The 20,003-nt window shown below is 54.2% G+C and carries 20 protein-coding genes; 10 read left to right on the top strand and 10 right to left on the bottom strand.

All coding sequences use genetic code 11. The features are described from left to right. Positions 1-18 precede the first annotated feature (18 nt). Positions 19-642 (bottom strand): peptide-methionine (S)-S-oxide reductase MsrA, encoded by a 624-nt coding sequence (gene msrA, locus CHH28_RS11755; protein ID WP_094060491.1) that lies wholly within the window; start codon positions 640-642, stop codon positions 19-21. 32 nt (positions 643-674) lie between these two features. Between msrA and CHH28_RS11750 the strand changes: the two genes are divergently transcribed. Continuing rightward, on the top strand, positions 675-1,439 hold the full coding sequence (locus CHH28_RS11750; protein ID WP_094060490.1) for an MBL fold metallo-hydrolase: 765 nt from the start codon (positions 675-677) through the stop codon (positions 1,437-1,439). Then, positions 1,436-2,098, top strand: a complete 663-nt coding sequence (locus tag CHH28_RS11745; protein WP_094060489.1) for a class I SAM-dependent methyltransferase — start codon at positions 1,436-1,438, stop codon at positions 2,096-2,098. Before CHH28_RS11750 ends, CHH28_RS11745 begins: the two co-directional genes overlap by 4 nt. 81 nt (positions 2,099-2,179) lie before the next feature. On the opposite strand, the gene CHH28_RS11740 is transcribed toward CHH28_RS11745, so the two are convergent. Beyond that, positions 2,180-3,949: an alkaline phosphatase D family protein gene (locus tag CHH28_RS11740; RefSeq protein WP_094060488.1), complete on the bottom strand. Its 1,770-nt coding sequence runs from the start codon at positions 3,947-3,949 to the stop codon at positions 2,180-2,182. 245 nt (positions 3,950-4,194) lie between these two features. Between CHH28_RS11740 and CHH28_RS11735 the strand changes: the two genes are divergently transcribed. Then, positions 4,195-6,126 (top strand): VacB/RNase II family 3'-5' exoribonuclease, encoded by a 1,932-nt coding sequence (locus CHH28_RS11735; RefSeq protein ID WP_157729891.1) that lies wholly within the window; start codon positions 4,195-4,197, stop codon positions 6,124-6,126. A gap of 76 nt (positions 6,127-6,202) precedes the next feature. On the opposite strand, the gene CHH28_RS11730 is transcribed toward CHH28_RS11735, so the two are convergent. After that, the gene (locus CHH28_RS11730; protein WP_094060486.1) at positions 6,203-6,658 is read right to left on the bottom strand and encodes a hypothetical protein; all 456 of its coding nucleotides are present in this window, start codon (positions 6,656-6,658) and stop codon (positions 6,203-6,205) included. A gap of 336 nt (positions 6,659-6,994) precedes the next feature. Here CHH28_RS11730 and CHH28_RS11725 point away from each other — a divergent pair, with 336 nt between their 5' ends. The 3 genes from CHH28_RS11725 (at position 6,995) to CHH28_RS11715 (ending at position 10,906) form a co-directional block, all read left to right on the top strand. After that, positions 6,995-7,228 carry a FeoA family protein gene (locus CHH28_RS11725; RefSeq protein ID WP_094060485.1) on the top strand — a complete coding sequence of 78 codons (234 nt, stop codon included), beginning with the start codon at positions 6,995-6,997 and terminating at the stop codon, positions 7,226-7,228. Between the two features lie 39 nt (positions 7,229-7,267). After that, on the top strand, positions 7,268-9,520 hold the full coding sequence (feoB, locus tag CHH28_RS11720; RefSeq protein ID WP_094060484.1) for a Fe(2+) transporter permease subunit FeoB: 2,253 nt from the start codon (positions 7,268-7,270) through the stop codon (positions 9,518-9,520). A gap of 120 nt (positions 9,521-9,640) precedes the next feature. Further along, on the top strand, positions 9,641-10,906 hold the full coding sequence (locus CHH28_RS11715; RefSeq protein ID WP_094060483.1) for an inorganic phosphate transporter: 1,266 nt from the start codon (positions 9,641-9,643) through the stop codon (positions 10,904-10,906). A 65-nt stretch (positions 10,907-10,971) separates the two neighbouring features. Here the strand turns inward: CHH28_RS11715 and CHH28_RS11710 are convergent, their stop codons facing one another. Beyond that, a complete protein-coding gene (locus tag CHH28_RS11710) occupies positions 10,972-11,589 on the bottom strand; it encodes a flavin reductase family protein (RefSeq protein ID WP_094060482.1) in 618 nt (205 codons plus the stop codon). A gap of 66 nt (positions 11,590-11,655) precedes the next feature. On the opposite strand from CHH28_RS11710, the gene CHH28_RS11705 reads away from it, so the two are divergent. From CHH28_RS11705 to CHH28_RS11690, 4 genes are all read left to right on the top strand, one after another. Next, complete coding sequence (locus CHH28_RS11705; RefSeq protein ID WP_094060481.1) at positions 11,656-12,594, top strand: bile acid:sodium symporter family protein; 939 nt, start codon at positions 11,656-11,658, stop codon at positions 12,592-12,594. A gap of 243 nt (positions 12,595-12,837) precedes the next feature. Then, complete coding sequence (locus CHH28_RS11700) at positions 12,838-13,047, top strand: cold-shock protein (protein WP_094060480.1); 210 nt, start codon at positions 12,838-12,840, stop codon at positions 13,045-13,047. A gap of 99 nt (positions 13,048-13,146) precedes the next feature. Next, positions 13,147-13,485 carry a DUF1289 domain-containing protein gene (locus tag CHH28_RS11695; RefSeq protein ID WP_094060479.1) on the top strand — a complete coding sequence of 113 codons (339 nt, stop codon included), beginning with the start codon at positions 13,147-13,149 and terminating at the stop codon, positions 13,483-13,485. A gap of 113 nt (positions 13,486-13,598) precedes the next feature. Then, positions 13,599-14,426 (top strand): HDOD domain-containing protein, encoded by an 828-nt coding sequence (locus tag CHH28_RS11690; RefSeq protein WP_094060478.1) that lies wholly within the window; start codon positions 13,599-13,601, stop codon positions 14,424-14,426. On the opposite strand, the gene CHH28_RS11685 is transcribed toward CHH28_RS11690, so the two are convergent. The 6 genes from CHH28_RS11685 to CHH28_RS11660 form a co-directional block, all read right to left on the bottom strand. Then, on the bottom strand, positions 14,372-15,367 hold the full coding sequence (locus CHH28_RS11685; RefSeq protein WP_094060477.1) for an alpha-L-glutamate ligase-like protein: 996 nt from the start codon (positions 15,365-15,367) through the stop codon (positions 14,372-14,374). The two genes, CHH28_RS11690 and CHH28_RS11685, sit on opposite strands and share 55 nt — an antisense overlap. Further along, the gene (locus tag CHH28_RS11680; protein WP_094060476.1) at positions 15,367-16,878 is read right to left on the bottom strand and encodes an inactive transglutaminase family protein; all 1,512 of its coding nucleotides are present in this window, start codon (positions 16,876-16,878) and stop codon (positions 15,367-15,369) included. Before CHH28_RS11680 ends, CHH28_RS11685 begins: the two co-directional genes overlap by 1 nt. Then, positions 16,878-17,633, bottom strand: a complete 756-nt coding sequence (locus CHH28_RS11675; protein ID WP_094060475.1) for an ATP-dependent zinc protease — start codon at positions 17,631-17,633, stop codon at positions 16,878-16,880. The genes CHH28_RS11680 and CHH28_RS11675 overlap by 1 nt, the downstream gene beginning before the upstream one ends. A gap of 255 nt (positions 17,634-17,888) precedes the next feature. Further along, positions 17,889-18,356, bottom strand: coding sequence for a bacterioferritin (gene bfr, locus CHH28_RS11670; RefSeq protein WP_094060474.1), 468 nt, complete (start codon positions 18,354-18,356; stop codon positions 17,889-17,891). A 3-nt stretch (positions 18,357-18,359) separates the two neighbouring features. After that, positions 18,360-18,830: a bacterioferritin gene (bfr, locus tag CHH28_RS11665; protein ID WP_094060473.1), complete on the bottom strand. Its 471-nt coding sequence runs from the start codon at positions 18,828-18,830 to the stop codon at positions 18,360-18,362. A gap of 535 nt (positions 18,831-19,365) precedes the next feature. Then, on the bottom strand, positions 19,366-19,845 hold the full coding sequence (locus CHH28_RS11660; protein ID WP_094062068.1) for a DUF2947 domain-containing protein: 480 nt from the start codon (positions 19,843-19,845) through the stop codon (positions 19,366-19,368). Positions 19,846-20,003 lie beyond the last annotated feature (158 nt).

The following is a 20,003-nucleotide window of genomic DNA, read 5'->3' as shown; positions in this document are numbered from 1 at the left end:
AAAGCCGCATCATAACCATCAATAGGTCACATTGCAGCCGGATAGTCCGCAATAGCCATTTGGATTTTTCGCCAAATATTGCTGATGGTCGGTTTCAGCGAAGTAAAACTGCTCCAGCACCCGAATCTCGGTGGTGATGTCGCCCTGCTCTGCCGCACCCAAGCGTTGCTGATAATGTGCCTTACTGGCCAGCACTTGCTGCAGCTCCGGCTCACTTTCTACATACACGGCCGAACGGTACTGGGTGCCGACGTCATTGCCCTGGCGCATGCCCTGGGTGGGGTCATGGCTTTGCCAGAACACCGCCAGCAAGTCTTCCATCGACACCTGCTGAGGGTCGTACCATACGCGCACCACTTCGGTATGCCCCGTTTCACCGCTGCACACTTCTTGATAAGTCGGGTTCGGCGTACTGCCACCGGCGTATCCGACTGCCGTTACCAAAACACCGTCTTGTTGCCACAAGCGACGCTCAGCTCCCCAGAAGCAACCCATGCCCAGAATCAGCTGCGCCGCACCCTCGGGGCGCTGCAGCATTGAGCGCTGATTGACGAAATGCTCATCAACCACCGCCAGCGGTTGTTCACGACCAGCCAGCGCTTCAGCGGCTGAAGGGATGGACATCAGTTTTGGACGCCACATAATGCACCTCTCATCACAATTTGCTGGGCATTATGACAGATCTCCTCCCCTCTGATTCCAACAACAGGCTGAATATATTTTTCCACGGCACTGGCAGCGGTGGTCACCTAGCGCTGGGCAGCTCAGCGGCCACCGTCGAGCAAAATGGCCAGCCGCTGCTGCTGATTGATTGCGGCCCAGGCACCTTAGCTTCGTTTCAACAGCGCTATCAATGCCTGCCACCAGCGCTGTTTATTAGTCATGCACACATGGACCACATCGCCGACCTGGAAATATTAACGGTGCGTGCTCGTTTGGCAGGGCTGGCGCCGATTCCACTGTTCGCGCCGCTGTCCATCATCACCACCTTGCACCAGCGACTGGCAACCTACCCCGGTAGCATGGCCGAAGGCGATCATAACTTCTGGCAATCGTTTCAGTTGCAGCCGGTGACGCAGGAGTTTATCTGGCAACAGCGGCAGTGGCTGGTGCACGCCACCCGCCACCATGCCCCCAACTCCAGCTTTGCCTTGCAGCTGCCTGGCATCATGTTTTACAGCGGCGATACGCGACCCATTCCAGAAATCTTGTCGCACTGCTTACAAGGCGACGAGCGCCTGTTCCACGACTGCGGTTTAGTCGCCAACCCGTCGCACACGGGCCTGGACGATTTAGCGCGCGAATACAGCGCCAGCTTGCGCCAGCGTTTTGTGCTCTATCACTACGCCGATCAAGCGGCAGGCGATCAGTTGCAGCAAGCCGGTTATTCTGTCGCCCGCCCTGGAGACTGTTTCATGCTGGGAACGGCCAGCGCATGAGCGAGCAGAGGTTAAACTGCTATTTGCAGACCATGCTGTCGGACGCCAAAGTGAGCCGCCAAGTACTGCCGCACTGCAATGGATTAGCACTGTGGTTGATCGACCCTGCACCACTGAAGCGCCCTTTTACCGATGAAGAAGTGCACGCCATCCAGCACTTTCCAGCATATTGGAGTTTTTGCTGGGCCAGTGGTTTAGCGCTGGCACAAACGATCTTGCAGCGACCCGAGCTGGTAGCTGGCAAGCGCGTGCTGGATTTTGGCGCCGGCTCTGGCGTGGTGGGCATTGCTGCGTTAATGACTGGCGCCAAAGAGGTGGTATTTTGCGATATTGATCCGCAAGCGCTGGAATCGTGCGCCGCCAATGCCGCACTGAACCAACTGAATGGCAACTGGCGCGTGCACGGCGATTTATTTAACAGCAGCCCGGGCGAGATTGATCTGCTGATCGCCGCCGACGTACTGTACGATGCTGCTAACTTGCCGCTGTTAACCAGGTTTCGTGATTATGCCGATGACGTCTTGGTGGCAGATTCGCGGGTGAAGAATTTCAATTATCCGCCCTATCAACACATCGACACACTGACGTCATGCACATTGCCCGATTTGGATGAATCGCAAGAATTTCGCCAGGTCCGGCTGTATCAGGCGCAGTTCTAACAAAGTTAAAAGCTCCAACAAAGATAAAGTTCCAACACAGATAAAAAAGCCGGGCAATGGCCCGGCTTTTTTTGCTACGCCTTAAGCGTCAGCTAACTTGCGTTGCCCCTTACCAGGGCGTGTGACCAACGTCTTGGCCGTGTTTAGGTTGAAGGCTTTGCTGGCAATGGTGTCGACAAACAGCCATTGGCATTGAGCCTTTTGCTGGGTGAATTCCACCAGCATAAAACCGCGGGATTTCGCGTTGAGGAATTTTAAGTCATCAACCAGCGACGTCACCGCACCTTCAAAACCGGCCTGCAGCTGGACGTTATCGCCAAAGCCGACGTAGGTTTCAAAGCCGGGAGAGGTTACTGACGAGGTCGCAAACTCAACACCCACCGAGCCTTGATCGCGCAACACATTGCCGCTGTCATCAGCAACGTAGAGCTCACTGGCCCAAGCATTGTGGGTATCACCGGCCAGCACCACCAGGTTTTTATTCAGCAGCTGAGCGCGGCGCAGCACTTCTTCGCGCGCAGGGAAGTATCCGTCCCAAGCATCCAGGTTGTACGGTGCCACACTGGTCAGTCGTGGGTTAGTTGGGTCGGTGGCTTTTAACGTCGCCAGCTCACCGAGCAACTGCGCCACTTCGGCTTGTTTGGCACTGGCGTCAACACCCGCTTCCAGCATGGCTTGGATTTCACCTAACGCAGCCAGCAGCTCTACCGGGATCATGATGCGCCCCATCAGCACTTGCTGCCCCAGCACTTGCCAAGTAGCGGTGGAGTCGATCATATCGCCCAACAGCTGTTGCTGCTGCTCCGCGCCGAGCAAAGTACGGCTACTGTCGGCCAGTGCGGCGCTGAAACCAGCGATATCAATATTGCCCTGGCTGTCGGCGTAATCGCCGTAAGACAGTGGTTTGTCGCGCGCCAGCATGCGCGTATCGGCCATGTGCAAGCTAAGCAGGTTGCCAAAATCAAAGCTGCGGTAGATTTTGCCACGGTCAGCGCCGGTGCGGATCGGCAACCACTCATGATAGGCCTGGTGTGCGGCATCACGGCGGGCAATGAAATCGCCTTCATCGTCGCTGTGGTTTTGTGCACCATCTTTATAGGTGTCGTTGGCCAGCTCGTGGTCGTCCCACACACAGATAAAAGGCTTGCTCTGATGCACTGCCTGCAAATCGACATCACTGCGATACTGAGCGTAACGCGCGCGATATTGCTCCAGCGTCAGGATTTCCTGTACCGGCTCAGGCTGGCGCCCCTGTGCATCTGGGTTAGGGTATTCATTCGAGCCGTATTCATAAATGTAATCGCCCAAATGCAACACCACGTCGGCATCGGCTGTGGCCATGGCGTTGTAGACATTAAAGAAACCGGCTGGATAGTTTGAGCACGAACAGACCGCCATAGTGACACGGTCAACGGCGCCCGCCGGCAGGGTTTTAGTGCGACCCACGGGTGAGGCGGCACTGTCTTTGCCAGCAAACTGATAATAATACGTGGTTCCGGGCTGCAAACCGGTCACATCGACTTTGACGGTAAAATCGCGCGTGGCATCGGTGTATTCGGTGCCCGATGCTACGACATCGGTCATCGCCTCATCGCGAGCCACCACCCAAGCGACCTTGGCTTCCGTACCATTGGCATTGTCGGGAGTAACGCGTGTCCAGATGATGACTGCGTCAGCCAGCGGATCACCCGAGGCGACACCATGGCCAAATACAAAGACCGTGAGGTCACGATCATCGTCATCATCATCGCCAAAACAGCCGGTCAACGCCGCTGGCACAGAAACAGCACCGGCGCCCAAGGCGACGGATTTCAGAAAACGACGGCGACTAACGCCAAACGGTTGCGTCATAAGTTAACCCTTATCGTGGAAAGAATATCGAGGACCTGAACATCAGTGCTGTTCGGCCCAGTGTTATTATGCAACCCGATTTATATTAAGATTTTTGTGTCAAGGCTCACTCTTTTATGTAGCTTTTTGTCACTCACGACAAACTCAACACAGCCGAACCGAGCCCAAGGGCAGCGCATATCACTGGCTCCAGTGACCCAGATACTTTACACTTGCGCCTCATTTTCATGATGGTTTCCCAGCGGATGCTCGATCAAAACGCCCTCTCACAACTGAAGTCCCTGAAACAAGAACTGCACGACAGCACTCCGCGCTTTCAGGGGCGAGTACGCGCCACCAGCGGGCGGTTTGGTTTCGTAAACACCGACGATGGCCAGCAGTTTTTTCTGCCGCCGGATGAAATGGAAAAAGTGCTGCCCGGTGATGTCATCGATTTTCGCGTCGAAACCACCAGCGAAGGCAAGCAGCAAGCCGCCATCGAAAAGCTGGTTAGCACTGAGCTGGACGGCTTCTTCGGCCGCTATGTGGTGCGCGGCAAAGGCCATTTTATCGAGCCGGATCATGGCGGCTTAAATCGCTGGATCTTTGTGCCGCCGGCCAAACGCCAAGGCTGCGAAGACGGTGATCTGGTGTTTGCGCGCATGAGCCAGCACCCATTTCCGAAAGGACGAGCGCAAGCCAACATCGAAGAGCGCATTGGTGCTGCCCAAGGTGGCAGCATTGAGCACGACTATATCCAGCGCAAATTCAACCTGAGTGCTGAATTTGCCGATGCGGTAAAAAACGAAGTCGCACAACTGACCGAGCAAGGTCTGGACGAGCTGCTGCCGCAGCGTGAAGATTTTACCCACTTGCCTTTTGTCACCATCGACTCAGCCGGCACGCGTGACTTGGACGATGCGTTGTACGCCGAAGCGCACAGCCAAGGTTGGACTTTGTGGGTGGCCATCGCCGACCCGGCTGCCGTCATAAAGCCAGGTAGCGAGCTGGACAAAGTCGCAGCGCAGCGCGCCACCTCGGCGTATTTCCCGCAGCAAGTCTTGCCCATGCTGCCGGCCGAGCTGTCTGAGCAATTGTGCTCCTTGGTAGAAGGCAGCGAACGTGCCGCCCTGGTGGTGGAGCTGCGCATCGACGACAGCGGCGCCATCGAGAATACGCACCTATATCAGGGCCGCATTCGCAACCACGCTAAGTTAGCTTATTCGCAGGTGGCTCAACTGATAGCCGGGGAAGACACCGACATCAGCGCCGAATTGCACGGCCATCTACTGCATTTGCATTCATGCGCCAAAGCTCTGGCCAATTATCGCCAGCAAAACTGCTTGGTCATGGAAGAACGTCCAGATTATAAATTGCTGTTTGACGAAGAAGGTCAGATTCGCGATATCGTGCGGCTGGAACGCAGCGATGCTCACCGTTTGGTCGAAGAGTGCATGCTGGCAGCCAACCGCGCTATCGCCGATTGGTTAGCGCAGCACGAACACGGCATTTACATCGGCCACACCGGCATTCGCACTGAACGCTTAGGCGAAGTCACCAGCTTGTTAAAAGAACACCTGCAACTGGAACAAAAGCCCGAATTACAACAGCTGCAGCAATACGTACAGCAGTTACAAGCGGCCGCCAACCATGATGGCGAGCTGCCGCTGCGCACCATTGTCAGCCGCCAGTTGGAGCGCAGTGCATTCACCACCACGGACACACCACACTTCGGCCTGGGCTTTCAGCGCTACACCACCGCAACCTCACCACTGCGCAAATACAACGACTTGATGGTGCACCGACTGATTGATGATTTGCTGCATCAGCGACCGGTTAGCCTGCCTACCAGCGACACGTTGGAGTTGGTGCAACAGCAGCAAAACAACGCCCGCACCGCTGCCGGACAAACAGAGCATTGGCTCAAGCTGCGCTGGTTGGCCGCGCAACCGCAAGATGCGGTATTGGATGCCACCATTTTGCACATGAACGCTTCCAACTTTACCGTGCGCCTGGACGATACCGGTATTGAAGGCACCATCGATCGTCGCAAGCAGCGCAAAGAATGGACGTTTGATACCAAAACACTCAGCCACTACAAAGATGACCAGCGCTTTGTATTAGGCCAAGCGGTGAAAGTACGTATTCATCAATTGGATGCCGATAAACGCCAGATTCAGTTTGCACTGGCGAATTGATCGCCCGATATAAAGGCATAAAAAAAGAGGAGCTTGGCTCCTCTTTTTTTATGCTAAGCGCAACCAGTGATAATGATTAATCGACTTTCCAAGTTTTCACCGTTGCAAAGCCGTATTCTTCAATCCACTGATCCAGGATTTTTGGATTGCGCTTAATTTTCTCGACCTTTTCCTGCGTCGCTGGGTTGCGATAAGCGCCAACGGCCAGCTTAGGCTTAGGCAAAGAACTGGGCTTACTAGAGCCTTTACGATTCAGCGACTTCTCGAAGTGCTTCTTCAAGTTGTTATAAATGGACGATGGGGCTTCCTGGCCAGCCATACCAATAATCCATTTTTCAATTTCCGCTGAGCGTGCAACAAACAACTCATCTTCAGACAAGCTGTTTTGATTACACAAACGCTTAATAATGGTATCGAACTCCTTAATACCTTCGAGCTTTTTTTCCTGCTCTTTTTTCAGCTCTTCCAACTCTTCGATCTTTTGCTTATGCAGCTGAATTTTCTTATCGATATCCTCGGAGAATACGCTCACTGTTTACCTCAAATATAACCAATGTAAAAACCGTCAGTCATTACTGACGCACAATCGCCAATGCCAAATGCGCAGACATTGGTGATTAAAAAGAATCCAGATAACCGACCGGCCAGGCGGCTGGTGGCAATTGACGCTAAGAGTATCAGATAAACATTAAGATTGTTCAATGCTATTTGACCCGAGTATTACCGCCATACGCCGTGCCTAAGCCTTTTTTATCAGTTTAGTGACGCCCAAAGCGCCTTGACCTGGAACAACCCATTCCAAACTGACACTTGCTGACATAATAGCCAAGCCTTAACATGGCCGAAATTTGCTGCATGAACCCTTGTTATGACGACATTAGCGCAGTTGGCCGTCGGTGATCGCGCACGTATTGAGGGCTTAGCCGCCGGCATCGCCACCTTTCAACGCAAGCTGTTGGCGCTTGGTTTGGTGCCTGGCGCAGAGATTGAGTTGCGTCGCATTGCACCCCTGGGCGACCCGCTGCAGTTTCAGCTCAATGGCGGCGCTATTAGCTTGCGCCAGCAGGAAGCCCGCATGGTTCGGGTTAGTGTACTGCCATAACCTTCCTTTAATGCTCAACCTCTATTCAGCGAGAACTCCATGTCACAAGCAGTGATTGGCCTGATCGGCAATCCCAACTGCGGTAAGTCGACCGTGTTTAATGCCCTTACCGGAGCAAAACAAGTGGTCGGCAACTGGCCCGGCGTGACCGTCGAGCGCAAAAGCGGCCACAGCCGTTGCGGTCAACACAACTGCACCATTGTTGACCTGCCAGGCACGTATGCGTTGGATGAATCCGACAGCGATACGCCGGCCGATGAGCAAATTGCGCGGCGCTTTTTAATCGCCAAAGAAGCCGATGTCGTGGTGAACATCATCGACGGCAATCACTTGCAGCGACACCTGTATTTGACATCACAACTGCTGGACATGGGCATCAACGTTATTTGTGCCGTCAATATGCTGGATGTCGCGGCCCGCCACGGCAAACGCATCGATTGCGACGCACTTGCCGATGCTCTGGGCGTTCCAGTCGTGCCCATCGTCGCCGCCACTGGCGATGGGATTGATGCGTTGAAACAATCCATCGGACAACAACTGGCTAACCCCACTTCCTGCCAACCACTAAACTTGGACGATGAATCACTGGAAGCCTGGCTGCAGCAAGCCCAGCATGGCGATATTGAGCGCTTTGCAGCACTGCAATGGTTGGCCCAACCACCGACAGCGCCAACTGGGCAACCGTTGCCGCCACTGCCAGACGCCGTCGCTGTGCATGCCGACACCGATGTCGCTACCTATATAGCAGGGCTGCGCTATCAGGCGATCAACCGCATCGTCACTCACGTTGAGCATCAGGCCAGTGAGAAAATCTCGCTGACGGAGCGCATCGACCGCTGGGTCTTGCATCGCTGGCTGGGCATTCCGATCTTTTTGCTGGTGATGTATTTGATGTTCACTTTTGCCATCAATATTGGTGGCGCCTTTATTGATTTCTTTGATATCGCCGCCGCCACGATATTTGTTGATGGCACCCGTGCACTGCTCGATAGCATGTCGACACCCGCTTGGCTCAGCACGTTAGTCGCAGATGGTTTGGGCGGTGGTATTCAGTTGGTGGCTACTTTTATACCGGTCATTGCCGGACTTTATTTAGTCCTGTCGGTAGTCGAAGATTCTGGCTACATGGCGCGCGCTGCCTTCGTGATGGATCGTCTAATGCGCGCTGTGGGTCTGCCGGGAAAATCATTCGTGCCATTGATCGTTGGCTTCGGCTGCAACGTGCCTGCGGTCATGGCGGCCAGAACCCTCGATACTCACAAAGACCGCCTGCTAACCATCGCCATGGCACCGTTTATGTCCTGCGGCGCACGGCTATCGGTTTACGCCATGTTTGCTGCGGTGTTTTTTCATCAGCTAGGGGCCAGCGTGGTATTTGCTTTGTATCTTCTGGGCATCAGCATGGCCATCGTTACCGGCATTGCACTCAAAAATACGCTGTTTCGCAGCGACTTAACCCCTTTTGTGATGGAGTTGCCGGCCTATCACATGCCCACCGTGCGTGGTGTGCTGTGGAAGACTTGGCAAAAATTGCAAGCGTTCTGCACCCGCGCCGGCAAGACCATTTTGCTGGTGGTGACCTTGCTGAGCTTTATAAACTCAATTGGCACCGATGGCTCTTTTGGCAATCAAAATCGCCAAGACTCGGCGTTATCAGCCATGGCGCAATGGCTGACACCAGCGTTCTCGCCGATGGGCATCGCCGACGACAACTGGCAAGCCACCGTCGGCATTGTCACCGGACTGTTCGCCAAGGAGGCCGTGGTTGGTACGCTTGATGCTCTGTACTCTCCTGCCACCTCTGAAGACCATCGCTTTGACATTGTGGCCGGGCTGCAAGAAGCAGCGTCTACCGTGCCCGAAAACCTACTCGCTGCCATTGATGGCTGGCTCGACCCGCTGGGGCTGTCTGTGGTTGGCGCCGATCAACAGCAGGAGCAAGGCGTTCAAGCCAGTACTTTTAACCGCATGGCAACGGCCTTTGGCTCACCCGCCGCCGCCTTTGCTTACTTGGCCTTTGTGCTGCTGTACACGCCGTGCGTCGCCACACTGGGCGCCATGGTGCGAGAAGCGGGCCCTCGCTGGATGTTGTTCGTCGCCGCCTGGAGTACCGGGCTGGCCTATTGTGTGGCAGTGATTTGTTATCAGCTGACCCAACTTGGCATCCACCCCCTAACCGCCAGCAGCTGGATTTTAGGCTGTTGCACTATGGTCGCGATGTGCTTGTGGCAAATGCGTCTGTATGGTAGCCGCCGCAACCGTCAACTCATCCCGCTAACGCCCGTGTCATAGGCGTTGGCCGGGCAATGCAGCTAACCAGTTCTGACAGTCACAAACAGTAGTTGTCGCAGCTATGATCTGGCGAGTCACTGAGTTAGAATGCGCGCGCTTAAAATCCGAGGACTACAGACGATGGAATTAATCGCTGACCAGGGCACCCTATTTATTATCCTGGCCTGCATTTTTGGAGCATTCATGGCTTGGGGCATTGGCGCCAATGATGTCGCTAACGCCATGGGCACATCCGTGGGCTCCAAAGCAATCACCATCAAGCAAGCTGTGCTGATTGCCATTATTTTTGAGTTTGCTGGTGCATTCTTCGCGGGTGGTGAAGTCACCGCTACCATTCGCAAAGGCATTATTGATTCCGATGTTATTAGTGCCCAGCCCGATTTGCTGGTGTTTGGCATGCTGTCGTCACTGCTCGCCGCTGGTACTTGGCTATTGATTGCCTCGGTGCGCGGCTGGCCGGTATCCACCACGCACTCCATTGTCGGCGCCATTGTTGGTTTTGCTGCGGTGGGTATATCGATGGAAGCGGTCAAGTGGGGCAAGGTCGGCAATATTGTTGCCAGCTGGGTGGTCTCACCCGTGGTCGCGGGCAGCATCGCATTTGTCTTGTATAAATCGGTCCAGCACTGGATTCACGACAGCGCCGACCCTTTTGCTCAATCCAAACGCTTAGTTCCTGTGTACATCCTGCTGGTCGGTTTTGTGATCGCCATGGTGACGCTGACCAAGGGATTGAAGCATTTGGGTTTGGACATCACCTTCGTTCAAGCGTTGGGGTACTCCTTTATCATTGGCCTGATCATTATGGCCATTGGCGCATTCTTTATTCGTCGTGTGCACGCCGACCCGGAAATCTCCGAAGCCGCTCACTTCGCTAATGTAGAAAAAGTCTTCGCCATTTTAATGGTATTCACCGCTTGCGCCATGGCCTTTGCCCACGGCTCCAATGACGTAGCCAATGCCATCGGCCCGGTAGCTGCCATTTATACGGTGGTCTCCAGCGGCGGTGAAGTGGTGGCCAAGTCTGTGGTTCCCGTGTGGATTTTGTTGGTCGGTGCAGTCGGTATTGTGATTGGCTTGATGACGTTCGGCCATCGGGTGATTGCCACCGTGGGCACCGGCATTACCGAACTGACTCCAAGCCGTGGCTTTGCCGCCACCCTGGCATCGGCTACCACAGTGGTGGTTGCCTCCGGCACTGGCTTGCCTGTCTCCACCACGCAAGTGCTGGTGGGCGCAGTTCTCGGTGTGGGCCTGGCAATGGGCGCAGGTGCACTGAACCACCGCAAGATTGGGTCAATCTTTATTTCCTGGCTGGTAACGCTGCCAGCAGGGGCACTGCTGGCCATCATCTTCTTTACCCTGTTTAAGTGGATTTGGCTGTAAGCCTATTACGGCTTTAGCTTGCTGTCAGTTCGCCTATTTAGGTCTGGGCTTGCTAATAAGCTTTCCTACTCAGGTCTGGGCTTGCTGAACAGCTCGCCCAGGCCGGCATACCAGGTGCCACCTAAGCGTGCCAGCGGGTCAATGCCCTCGGCATCGACATACACCCGCTGATCTTGCTGGGTCAGCACTGCGTCATCGCAGTAGAGTTTTTCTATCTGCAAAAAGACGATGTTCTGCTGACTGGCACCCAAACTCAGCTGCTGCTGCCAGCGACACAACATAGCCACTGGCGCTGCCTTGATACGTGGCAATGGCGACCCCTGCCAATCCACCAGCTGCAGCCCTTTTAGCTCCTCTTGCTGCAGTTCGCTCTCACCATCGGCCAAACTGATCGCGCTGTGATTTAGCGCGTCTAACTGTGCCATGCTGGCAATGTGCACCACGGCCTTGCCGGTGCGTAAATTAGCGCAGGTATCCTTCACGCTGCCATCATTCTTGTGGCCAATGGAGACCATTAGCGTCGGCGGGTTAGAGCACACCGGTGCAAAAAAAGAAAACGGCGCCAGGTTCAGCTCACCGTTGGCATGACGGGTCAGAATCCACGCCACAGGGCGTGGGATAACGGTTTGTGTCAGCCAGTGGTAACACTGGTTTGGGCTTAGTTGTTGTAAGTCGACGTCCATCGTTCCTGCCTAACATTGCGGTGATACCAGCCAGACGGTATAACGGCCAGCCAGTTTGGAGGCCTTATGTTATCAGTCAGTCGTTTATTTCCGTTACTGGCGATTGCCGTCAGCTTGCTCGCCTGGCATGACCCTGCGCCACTGGTGTCCTGGCGCGACGCCATTGTGCCACTGCTAATGCTGGTGATGTTTTGCATGGGGCTTACCCTGCGCTGGCAGGATTTTCGGCGCGTATGGAGCAAACCTCTCCCCATTGCCATTGGCGTGACGTTGCAGTTTCTGTTGATGCCGCTGCTGGCGTGGGCTCTGGCGAGCGCCATGGCATTGCCGCCAGATTTGACCATCGGGCTGATTCTGGTCGGTGCTTGTGCCGGTGGCACGGCCTCAAACGTGATTACTTATTTGGCAGGCGGCGATGTGGCACTGTCGGTCAGCATGACCTTGGTGTCGACATTACTTGGTGTGGTGCTGACACCTGCGCTGGTGTGGCTGTATGCCAGCGCAGACATCCAAGTCGCACCCATGGCGATGATTATGACACTGGCGCAATTGGTACTGCTGCCGATCATTGCCGGGGTGCTGTGCAACCGCTGGCTACCAGCTCTGACCAAAGCACTGCATCGGCATTTGGCCGACATAGCCAGTGCCATTATTTTGATCATCATTGCCATCATTGTCGCCCTCAACGCCGAGCAATTGAGTACCGTGGGTATCACGGTGGTGTTGGCCGTTGTGCTGCACAACCTGCTGGGGCTGGCGTGTGCCTATGTCGTTGCTCGCCTGACTGGGCAAACCGAAGTGGCTGCCAGAACCATTGCCATTGAAGTCGGCATGCAAAATTCCGGGCTCGGTGTTGCACTGGCGATGAAGTACTACAGCCCCATGGCAGCGCTGCCTGGCGCCTTGTTTAGCATCTGGCACAACCTGAGCGGATCAGCGTTAGCCAGCTGGTGGCAATTTCAAACTCGTAAAAAAATTGCAACACGACTCAGGCAGTCTCAATGATGGCTACGCCAGAATATTGCGGATGTCTGCAAAAGCTGCTTGGTATGCTCAAGGAACTGGGCTACTATGGCTTCACCGGTTTGTCCGGTGGTATTGACGAGTGCTCCATATTTGAACGATATGCTTGATACTGGTCGATAGAAAGGCATAGTTGCGCGCTACAGGCAATCATTCGGATCCAGTATCGACAGCGTATGCCCTGGTAATACCCGCCAATTTAGGCACAACTGTTAGGAAAAACGCATGGCAGATTTAGTTCAAGGCACCGTCAAATGGTTCAACGATGAAAAAGGCTTCGGCTTCATCGCTCAAGAATCGGGCAAAGACGTATTCGTTCACTTCAGTGCGATCAACGGCAATGGCCGTAAAACACTGGTAGAAGGTCAGACCGTAACCATGGAAGTGGTTCAAGGTCAAAAAGGCCCTCAAGCGGAAAACGTGACTCCGGTCTAATTTTCCTGACCCAGCGGCAGCCGTCGCTGGGTTTCTTGCTTCCCCTCCCGCGCAATGATTAGATACCCTCACATGCAGCAAGCAAGGTGATGGTTGTTCATGCTGGATCAAGGCGAGTTATTCGCGATTCCTAACCCCTGCCGTGGCGTCTGCCAGACAAACAATCGCGGTTACTGCAAAGGCTGTTTGCGCAGTCGTGAAGAACGCTTTCACTGGCACGAGTTCACCCCCTTCCAACAGCAGCTCATCATCAATGCCTGTGAAAAACGCCGGCGCAAAATTCTGCAGGCCAAGTCTGCACAAACCGAAGACGACACCCCACCTTCCCCGCAGTACGAACTGTTCGCTTCCTCACAACCACAACTGCAACCACAGCCACCTGCCGCCGGAGATCTGGATGGCCGCCCCACCAGTGGCGAGCAAGGTCAGTTATTCTGATTGATCGGCATCACTGCGCTCAGTCATTCTCCCCAATGAGCCGACAAAAGCGCATTGCACTGAGTTGATATTGCCTATGCTAAAGGCACTCACTCAGTCACAAGGACACCATCATGAGTTTGTCTGACTTGTTTGCCGAGAGCACACAACTCCCGCACATTCCTAAAGTGGTACAAGAATTAATCGAAAGCTTAAATGATGAAGACGCCGACATGGACGCGTTGAGCAAAAAGGTCGCCCTCGACCAAGCATTAACGGCGAAAGTGCTGCGCTTGGCTAACTCAGCGCACTACGGCATCTCACGCGACATCAGCACCGCCCAAGATGCGGTCACCCTGCTTGGTTTTAGCACATTGCGCACCATGGTGTTGGCCTCTGGCATGACTTCCGCGTTTAAGGCCCCAGAAGGCTTCGATCAAGCGCAATTTTGGCGCGATTCCTTTGCCGTGGCGGCCTTGTCACAATGGCTGGCCGGTTTTACTCCGGATGGTGATAAAGATACCGCCTTTACCTGCGGCATGCTGCACAGCATTGGTCAGCTGCTGATTCACAGCGTGATGCCCGATGCCGCAAAAAGCATCGATCAATCGGCCAATATGGGCGGCACTCGCCACCTACTGGAGCAAGTGCAACTGGGCTTTACCTCGGCCGAAGCTGGCGCCGAGTTAGCCCGGCGCTGGAAATTTCCCACAGCCATTCAAGAAGCGCTGGCTGGGCAAAACAATCCTGAGCTGGAAAAACCCTTCAGCAACATGGCGGGCCTGCTCTACATTGCTCGCTACTTGCGCCGCTGCCAAAGCGATGGCACCGCAGAAGATGACATCATCGAGGGTTTTCCCAGCCACACGGCTCATCAGGTGGGCTTGGACGAGCAGCGGGTGTTTGATCAACTCAGCGAGCTAGAGGAACTGTCGTCCGGCTTGGAAGGATTATTGGAATGAGCAAAGAGCTGCTGCGCCAGCTCCACTCTTTGCCGCGGCGACCAGCGCAAGGCTTCACGCCGGCGCTGCTCCGCAGCTTTTAACCTCGGCAGCAGACCGGTCTGATTGGCGACCTGAATGGCCAACCCCGGACGAGCATTTAGTTCCAACAACAAAGGGCCGCGGTGTTCGTCTATTACCAAATCAACGCCCAGATACCCCAACCCCGTCATATCAAAGCAGGTCGCAGCAAAGGTCAGCAAGTCGCTCCACCCCGGCACGCTGAGCTGCGCTAACGGCAATGCGGTGTCGGGGTGACGGTCGACCAAAGCGCCGTGTTGCACCGCGCTGATCGCTCTGCCAGAGGCCATGTCCAAGCCGACGCCAATGGCGCCCTGATGAAGATTGGCTTTGCCATCCGACTCATGGGTTGGCAAACGTGTCATCGCCATCACCGGAAAACCGCAACAGACTATAACGCGAATGTCCGGCAAGCCTTCATAGGCAAAGGCTTGTACCGCCTCAGCTGCAGTGACTCGCTGCTCAATAATTGCGCTGTCTGGCGTGCCGCCCAGACTGTGCAGGCCAGATAGGGTGTTGGATATATGCCGCTGCAAATCCGCCAGGCTCAGCACTGTCCCGCTGGTTTTTACAAACTGCTGCTGATCGTGGTGGTCGATCACCACAATGCCTTTGCCACCACTGCCTTTCACCGGCTTGATGACAAAGCCCTGACCGGCAGGAACGTGGTGATGCCAGTCGTTGACTTCGTGCTGGCGCGAAACGGTATGCAACAATGCAGGCGTCGGAATACCGTAACTGTCGGCCAACTCTTTGGTCTTCAGCTTGTTGTCGACCAGCGGGTACAGGGTACGGTCGTTGTAGCGGCCAATGTAATGGCGATTGCGCCCATTCATGCCCAAAATGCCGCTACGTTTGATACCGAGCCAGCGCCGCCACATCAGTGCGCAAACTCACGAAAGCGACGCAGCTCCAACAACCGATAGCCGCTGTACGAGCCGATCATCAAGACCAGCGCCAGCACGACAAACTGCAAGCCGAGGAAATTAAAGGTTAAATGCTGCACCCAAGGGTGACTCATCGCCAGATACGCTAGCACCGCCGTCAGCAAACTGCCGCCGCCTTGCACCATCACTTCACGCGGGCCTTCCTCTTCCCACAAGATGGACATGCGCTCAATCGTCCACGACAAAATGATCATCGGGAACAGTGTGATTTTGAGCCCTTCGGTCAGGCCGAACTTATACGCTACCACGCTGAATAAACCGACAATGGCAATCACGGAAATAATCACCGCAGTGATCCGCGCCACCAACAACAAGTTCAGGCTGGATAAATAACTGCGTACCAACAGCCCTGCCGCGACCACCAAAATAAAGCCGATCAGCCCAGTCCACAGCGAGGTTTGCATAAACGCCAACGCGATCAATACCGGCATAAAGGTGCCCGAGGTACGCAGGCCCACCAGGATGCGCAAAATGCACACGATCAGCGCACCGATTGGCAATAATAGAATGGTTTTAAACACGGCTTGCTCCTCGATGGGCAAAGCGTGAATGGAAAAATTGAACAGATCGTAGTGACCCGACAGCTGCATCGACAGAGCACCGTAGGCCGACTCCTGCTGGCGAATCATGGAAAAACGAACGGCTGAATGTTGCGCCCCCATCACATCCAACAGAGGACGACCATCAGGGTTCCACACCAACAGCTGCCCTGGCTCAGTGACAACCGGCTCTTGCCCAGGCAAAAAGAACAACTGGCTGTCGCCGCCCTGCCACACTTTTAACATCGGCAACAACACTTGATTGCGACGCCCGTCTTGCAATTCCAGTGCATACACCACCGCTGCCGGAACCTTGGCCGAATGCAGCATATCGACCAACAACTGCGGCAAATTATCGTTATAGCGGTTATTCAACAGCACCACATGCTGTTGCGGCTGCTCAGCGGCAAACAGCTTCAGCAGCTCTCGGGTCAGACTGAGGTTGTCCGCTGATGTTTTTTGCGCCTGCTGCAGCAAGTCGTCGATGGCACTGGCGTAAGGTGTCGGCCACTGTGGTTGTTTCATCTGTGGAGCAGGAACCGGCTCGTTACCTTGCGTTGGGCTGACCAGCACTTCACTGCGATAAAACAACGTCTGTGGCCCATCGGCCTCGCGAATGGTCCACACCGCACGCGAGTATGGCTGATCAATGAAATTCAGTCCGTAACCAGGCGATGCTCCGGTTTCTTGCAACGGTACCAAAGCGGTTTGCCGTGTTGGCCGCGCCATATCCACACGCACAGGCTCACCCTGAGCGACAAAATCGATGCGCGCTTCAACCAGCCACACGGTTTGACTGTCCCCTGGCAACAGCGGTACGTCGTATTGAAGGTGTCGATGAGCAATTAAACCAATGCCCAACATAAACAACAAAATAATGAGTACAGCCGGACCGCGTGCAGACATCAGCGAGTCTCCTCGGCTTTGGGCTGCTCAGCGACCTTGGCTTTCGGATGAATGTAGCGTCTGGCGACATCGATCAAAGTGACATCACGCAGAAACTCGCGCCCCAGCAACAGAGGAAAATCCATGTCACGACGGTCGGTGAGGGTAAACTCGGTATCCTGGCGCAACGCTTCGCCCAACGAGACCGTCAGCAGCACCACGGCGCGGCGCTCCAAGGTATCGCTGGAGGCTTGGCGAATACGTACATAGCGCTCAATTGGTGACTCCAGCTCAACCGCACCACCAATGTCTTCATGGGTGACGGTAAAACGCACCCAGCGTTTACCGTTGCGCTCAAAAGGAACGATGTTGGTGGCACTCAACGACGACGTGGCCGCCCCACTGTCCACACGCGCAGGCAAATGCTGCTGCAAAGCGGGCAGGTACAACCATTCCACCTCACCCACCAGAACCTTGCCATTTTGTAGCTGCGGCTGACCTTCCGCTGCCAAGCACGGCGCTGGCGACGCACTTGGCTCAGCTGCGACGGCTGCAGGCTGCTGTAACCGCTTGACGCGGCTGTCCAGGCGTTTTACTCGGCGTTCAATATCACCACAAGCGGCTTGCCATTCATTCGCCAGCGCCACGGTCTGCTGCGCTTGCTGCTCCTGCAGCAAGCGCGAGACGGCGTCTTCAGTCAACTGAGTATCTGGCTGTGCAGGCCAATGCGCACAGCCACTGACAAACGCCAGCAATACCCACCAAATTCTGGACATAGCGCCCTACTCCACCTAAAAACGCTGCGCATTTAACCACAGTTATCGGCGCATTTTGAGGGCAGAACGCGACGTAGCCGTATTCACTGAACCACGGCCACCGCAGCAGACAGCGATAACCGACACAGCCGGACCATTCACGCCAACCGGGCGATATGACAATCCGACGGTGATGTGAAACTGACAGAAGGGGAGCAAACAACAACGGCCACCGAAGTGACCGTTCAAAGACTTAAACTGGGCTTGTACCCAAGCTTACATCTGCGACTGCAGGTAGTTTTGCAAGCCAATTTTATCGATCAGGCCCAATTGCTGCTCCAGCCAGTGAGTATGATCATTTTCAGTATCGTCCAGCAGCACCTGCAGCATGTCACGCGTCTGATAGTCGCGCACTTGCTCACACAGCGCCATCACTTCACGCAAATCGACGATCACCTTGTACTCCAAGTCCAAGTCGCTTTGCAGCATGGACGGCACATCCTTGCCGATGTTTAGCGGCACTCGCGTCACCATGTCCGGTGTTCCACCGAGGAACAAAATGCGCTCGATCAGTTTTGATGCATGCTCTTTTTCATCTTCAAACTCATGATCGATACGCTCGTGCAGCTTGCTCAGACCCCAGTCGTCGTACATACGCGAATGAATAAAATACTGATCCATCGCACTGAGCTCACCAGCCAATAGCTCGTTGAGCTTCTCAATTACCTTGGCATCGCCTTTCATATTTTACTCCTGCATCATGGATTGCTGATAATTCTGGATACCGATATCGGCTATCAGCTGCAACTGAGTCTCCAGCCAATCCAGATAGTCTTCTTCGTATTCTAAGATGTCGCGCAATAGCTCACGGCTGACATAGTCTTTTACGCCTTCGCAGTAGGCGATGGCGTCGCGCAGCACATCCAGCTGTTCGGTGATCTGTTCGTGATCACAATGCAACATCTCTTCTGTGCCTTCACCAATGCGCAGTCGGTTTAGTTTTTGCAGGTTCGGCAAGCCCTCCAAAAACAAAATCCGCTCAATGAGTGCATCGGCTTGTTTCATATCCTTAATGGATTTTTTGTACTCTTTTTCATCCAACTCCTTCAGCCCCCAGTTTTTAAACATACGGGCATGCAGGAAATATTGATTAATCGATGTGAGCTCAATACTCAACACCTGATTCAGGTGCTCGATAACTTTAGAATCGCCTTGCATAAGATGCACTCCGTGTAACAGTAGGCCGAGTGTATGCCGTCTTCGCTTATGACGCCAATAGTTTGCACATATGGATTGCAAGCGTATATTTTTAAGAAATATAAAAATAACAACCAGTCGCATTTATATCTGAGAAAAGCTGCTATCTATACAGATATTGGTTATTACAGAGGGGTTTTTACTATAAATGAGAAATGAGTTTATTCTCAATAGCCACCGACGCGTGGCTGCAAAACACACAGCCATCGCTTAACGGCATAGGGCCTGTTAACACCATTTCGATCACGCTGCCATGAGCTGAAACCCATCAATTAAGGCCCAAAGATGGAGGTTTAACGAGTTAAATGAAGGATGAGCAACACAGCTGAGGGATCTTCAGCCATACCCTGAAGGGCTGGAGTCCGCTTGCCCCTCAGTCGCGTTATTCGTTGCTTATTTGACCCGTTAAAGCACACGCCTTACTCAAGAAAAAACTGCATCCAGCAGCAAGGAGCTAAAATGCGTTAACGGGTTCTAAAAGATTATTGCGAGCGCATTAGCTTGGCTTATTGCCCAGCACATAATCGCCGTCGCTAAAAAACTGCGCCACTTCATTGCGGCGACGTCCCATCAGCAGCGGGCCATCGTCGAAAAACAGGAAGTTTTTCCAGTGTTGTTTGAACGTCAGCCAATCGGTTTCCACCACATGGTGAACGTCGTAGCAGAAATACACCACGGTATTATCTTGCCATTGAAAGTGGTTAAGAATTTCATCGGGCAACGCATGATCATCACTCTCCCAACGCGCCTGCCAAGGCAGCCGCTCTGTTTGCCAGACGCCATTACGGGCTGGCCAATCGTCACTGAGAAAATGGCTGGCATGACTGGCTTCAAGGCTGACTTGCTGGCGCCACCACTGCGATGCGCTTGACGCCGCTAATGGTCGAATACGCGCCATCGCACTGTCTGGCACAGGTAATTCACGATGACGGAAAATCCAACCTTGGCGATAGTCTGGCCAATCCAAATATTGCATACGATGTGTGTCCAACAGCAAAAAGGGCGTTAATGCCATGAGCGCTTGATCAATATCAGCGCAGCGACGACGTCAATATCACTTTATGATAATGAATCGACCAGCAAAGTGACACCGCCAAACAGGCGTATGCCCAGTAACTCAGCGAATAACAATGG

This window comes from Bacterioplanes sanyensis (assembly GCF_002237535.1).
Classification (GTDB): domain Bacteria; phylum Pseudomonadota; class Gammaproteobacteria; order Pseudomonadales; family Oceanobacteraceae; genus Bacterioplanes; species Bacterioplanes sanyensis_A.
Note: the sequence above shows the minus strand (reverse complement) of the source record. Positions and strands in the feature narration are given on the sequence as shown.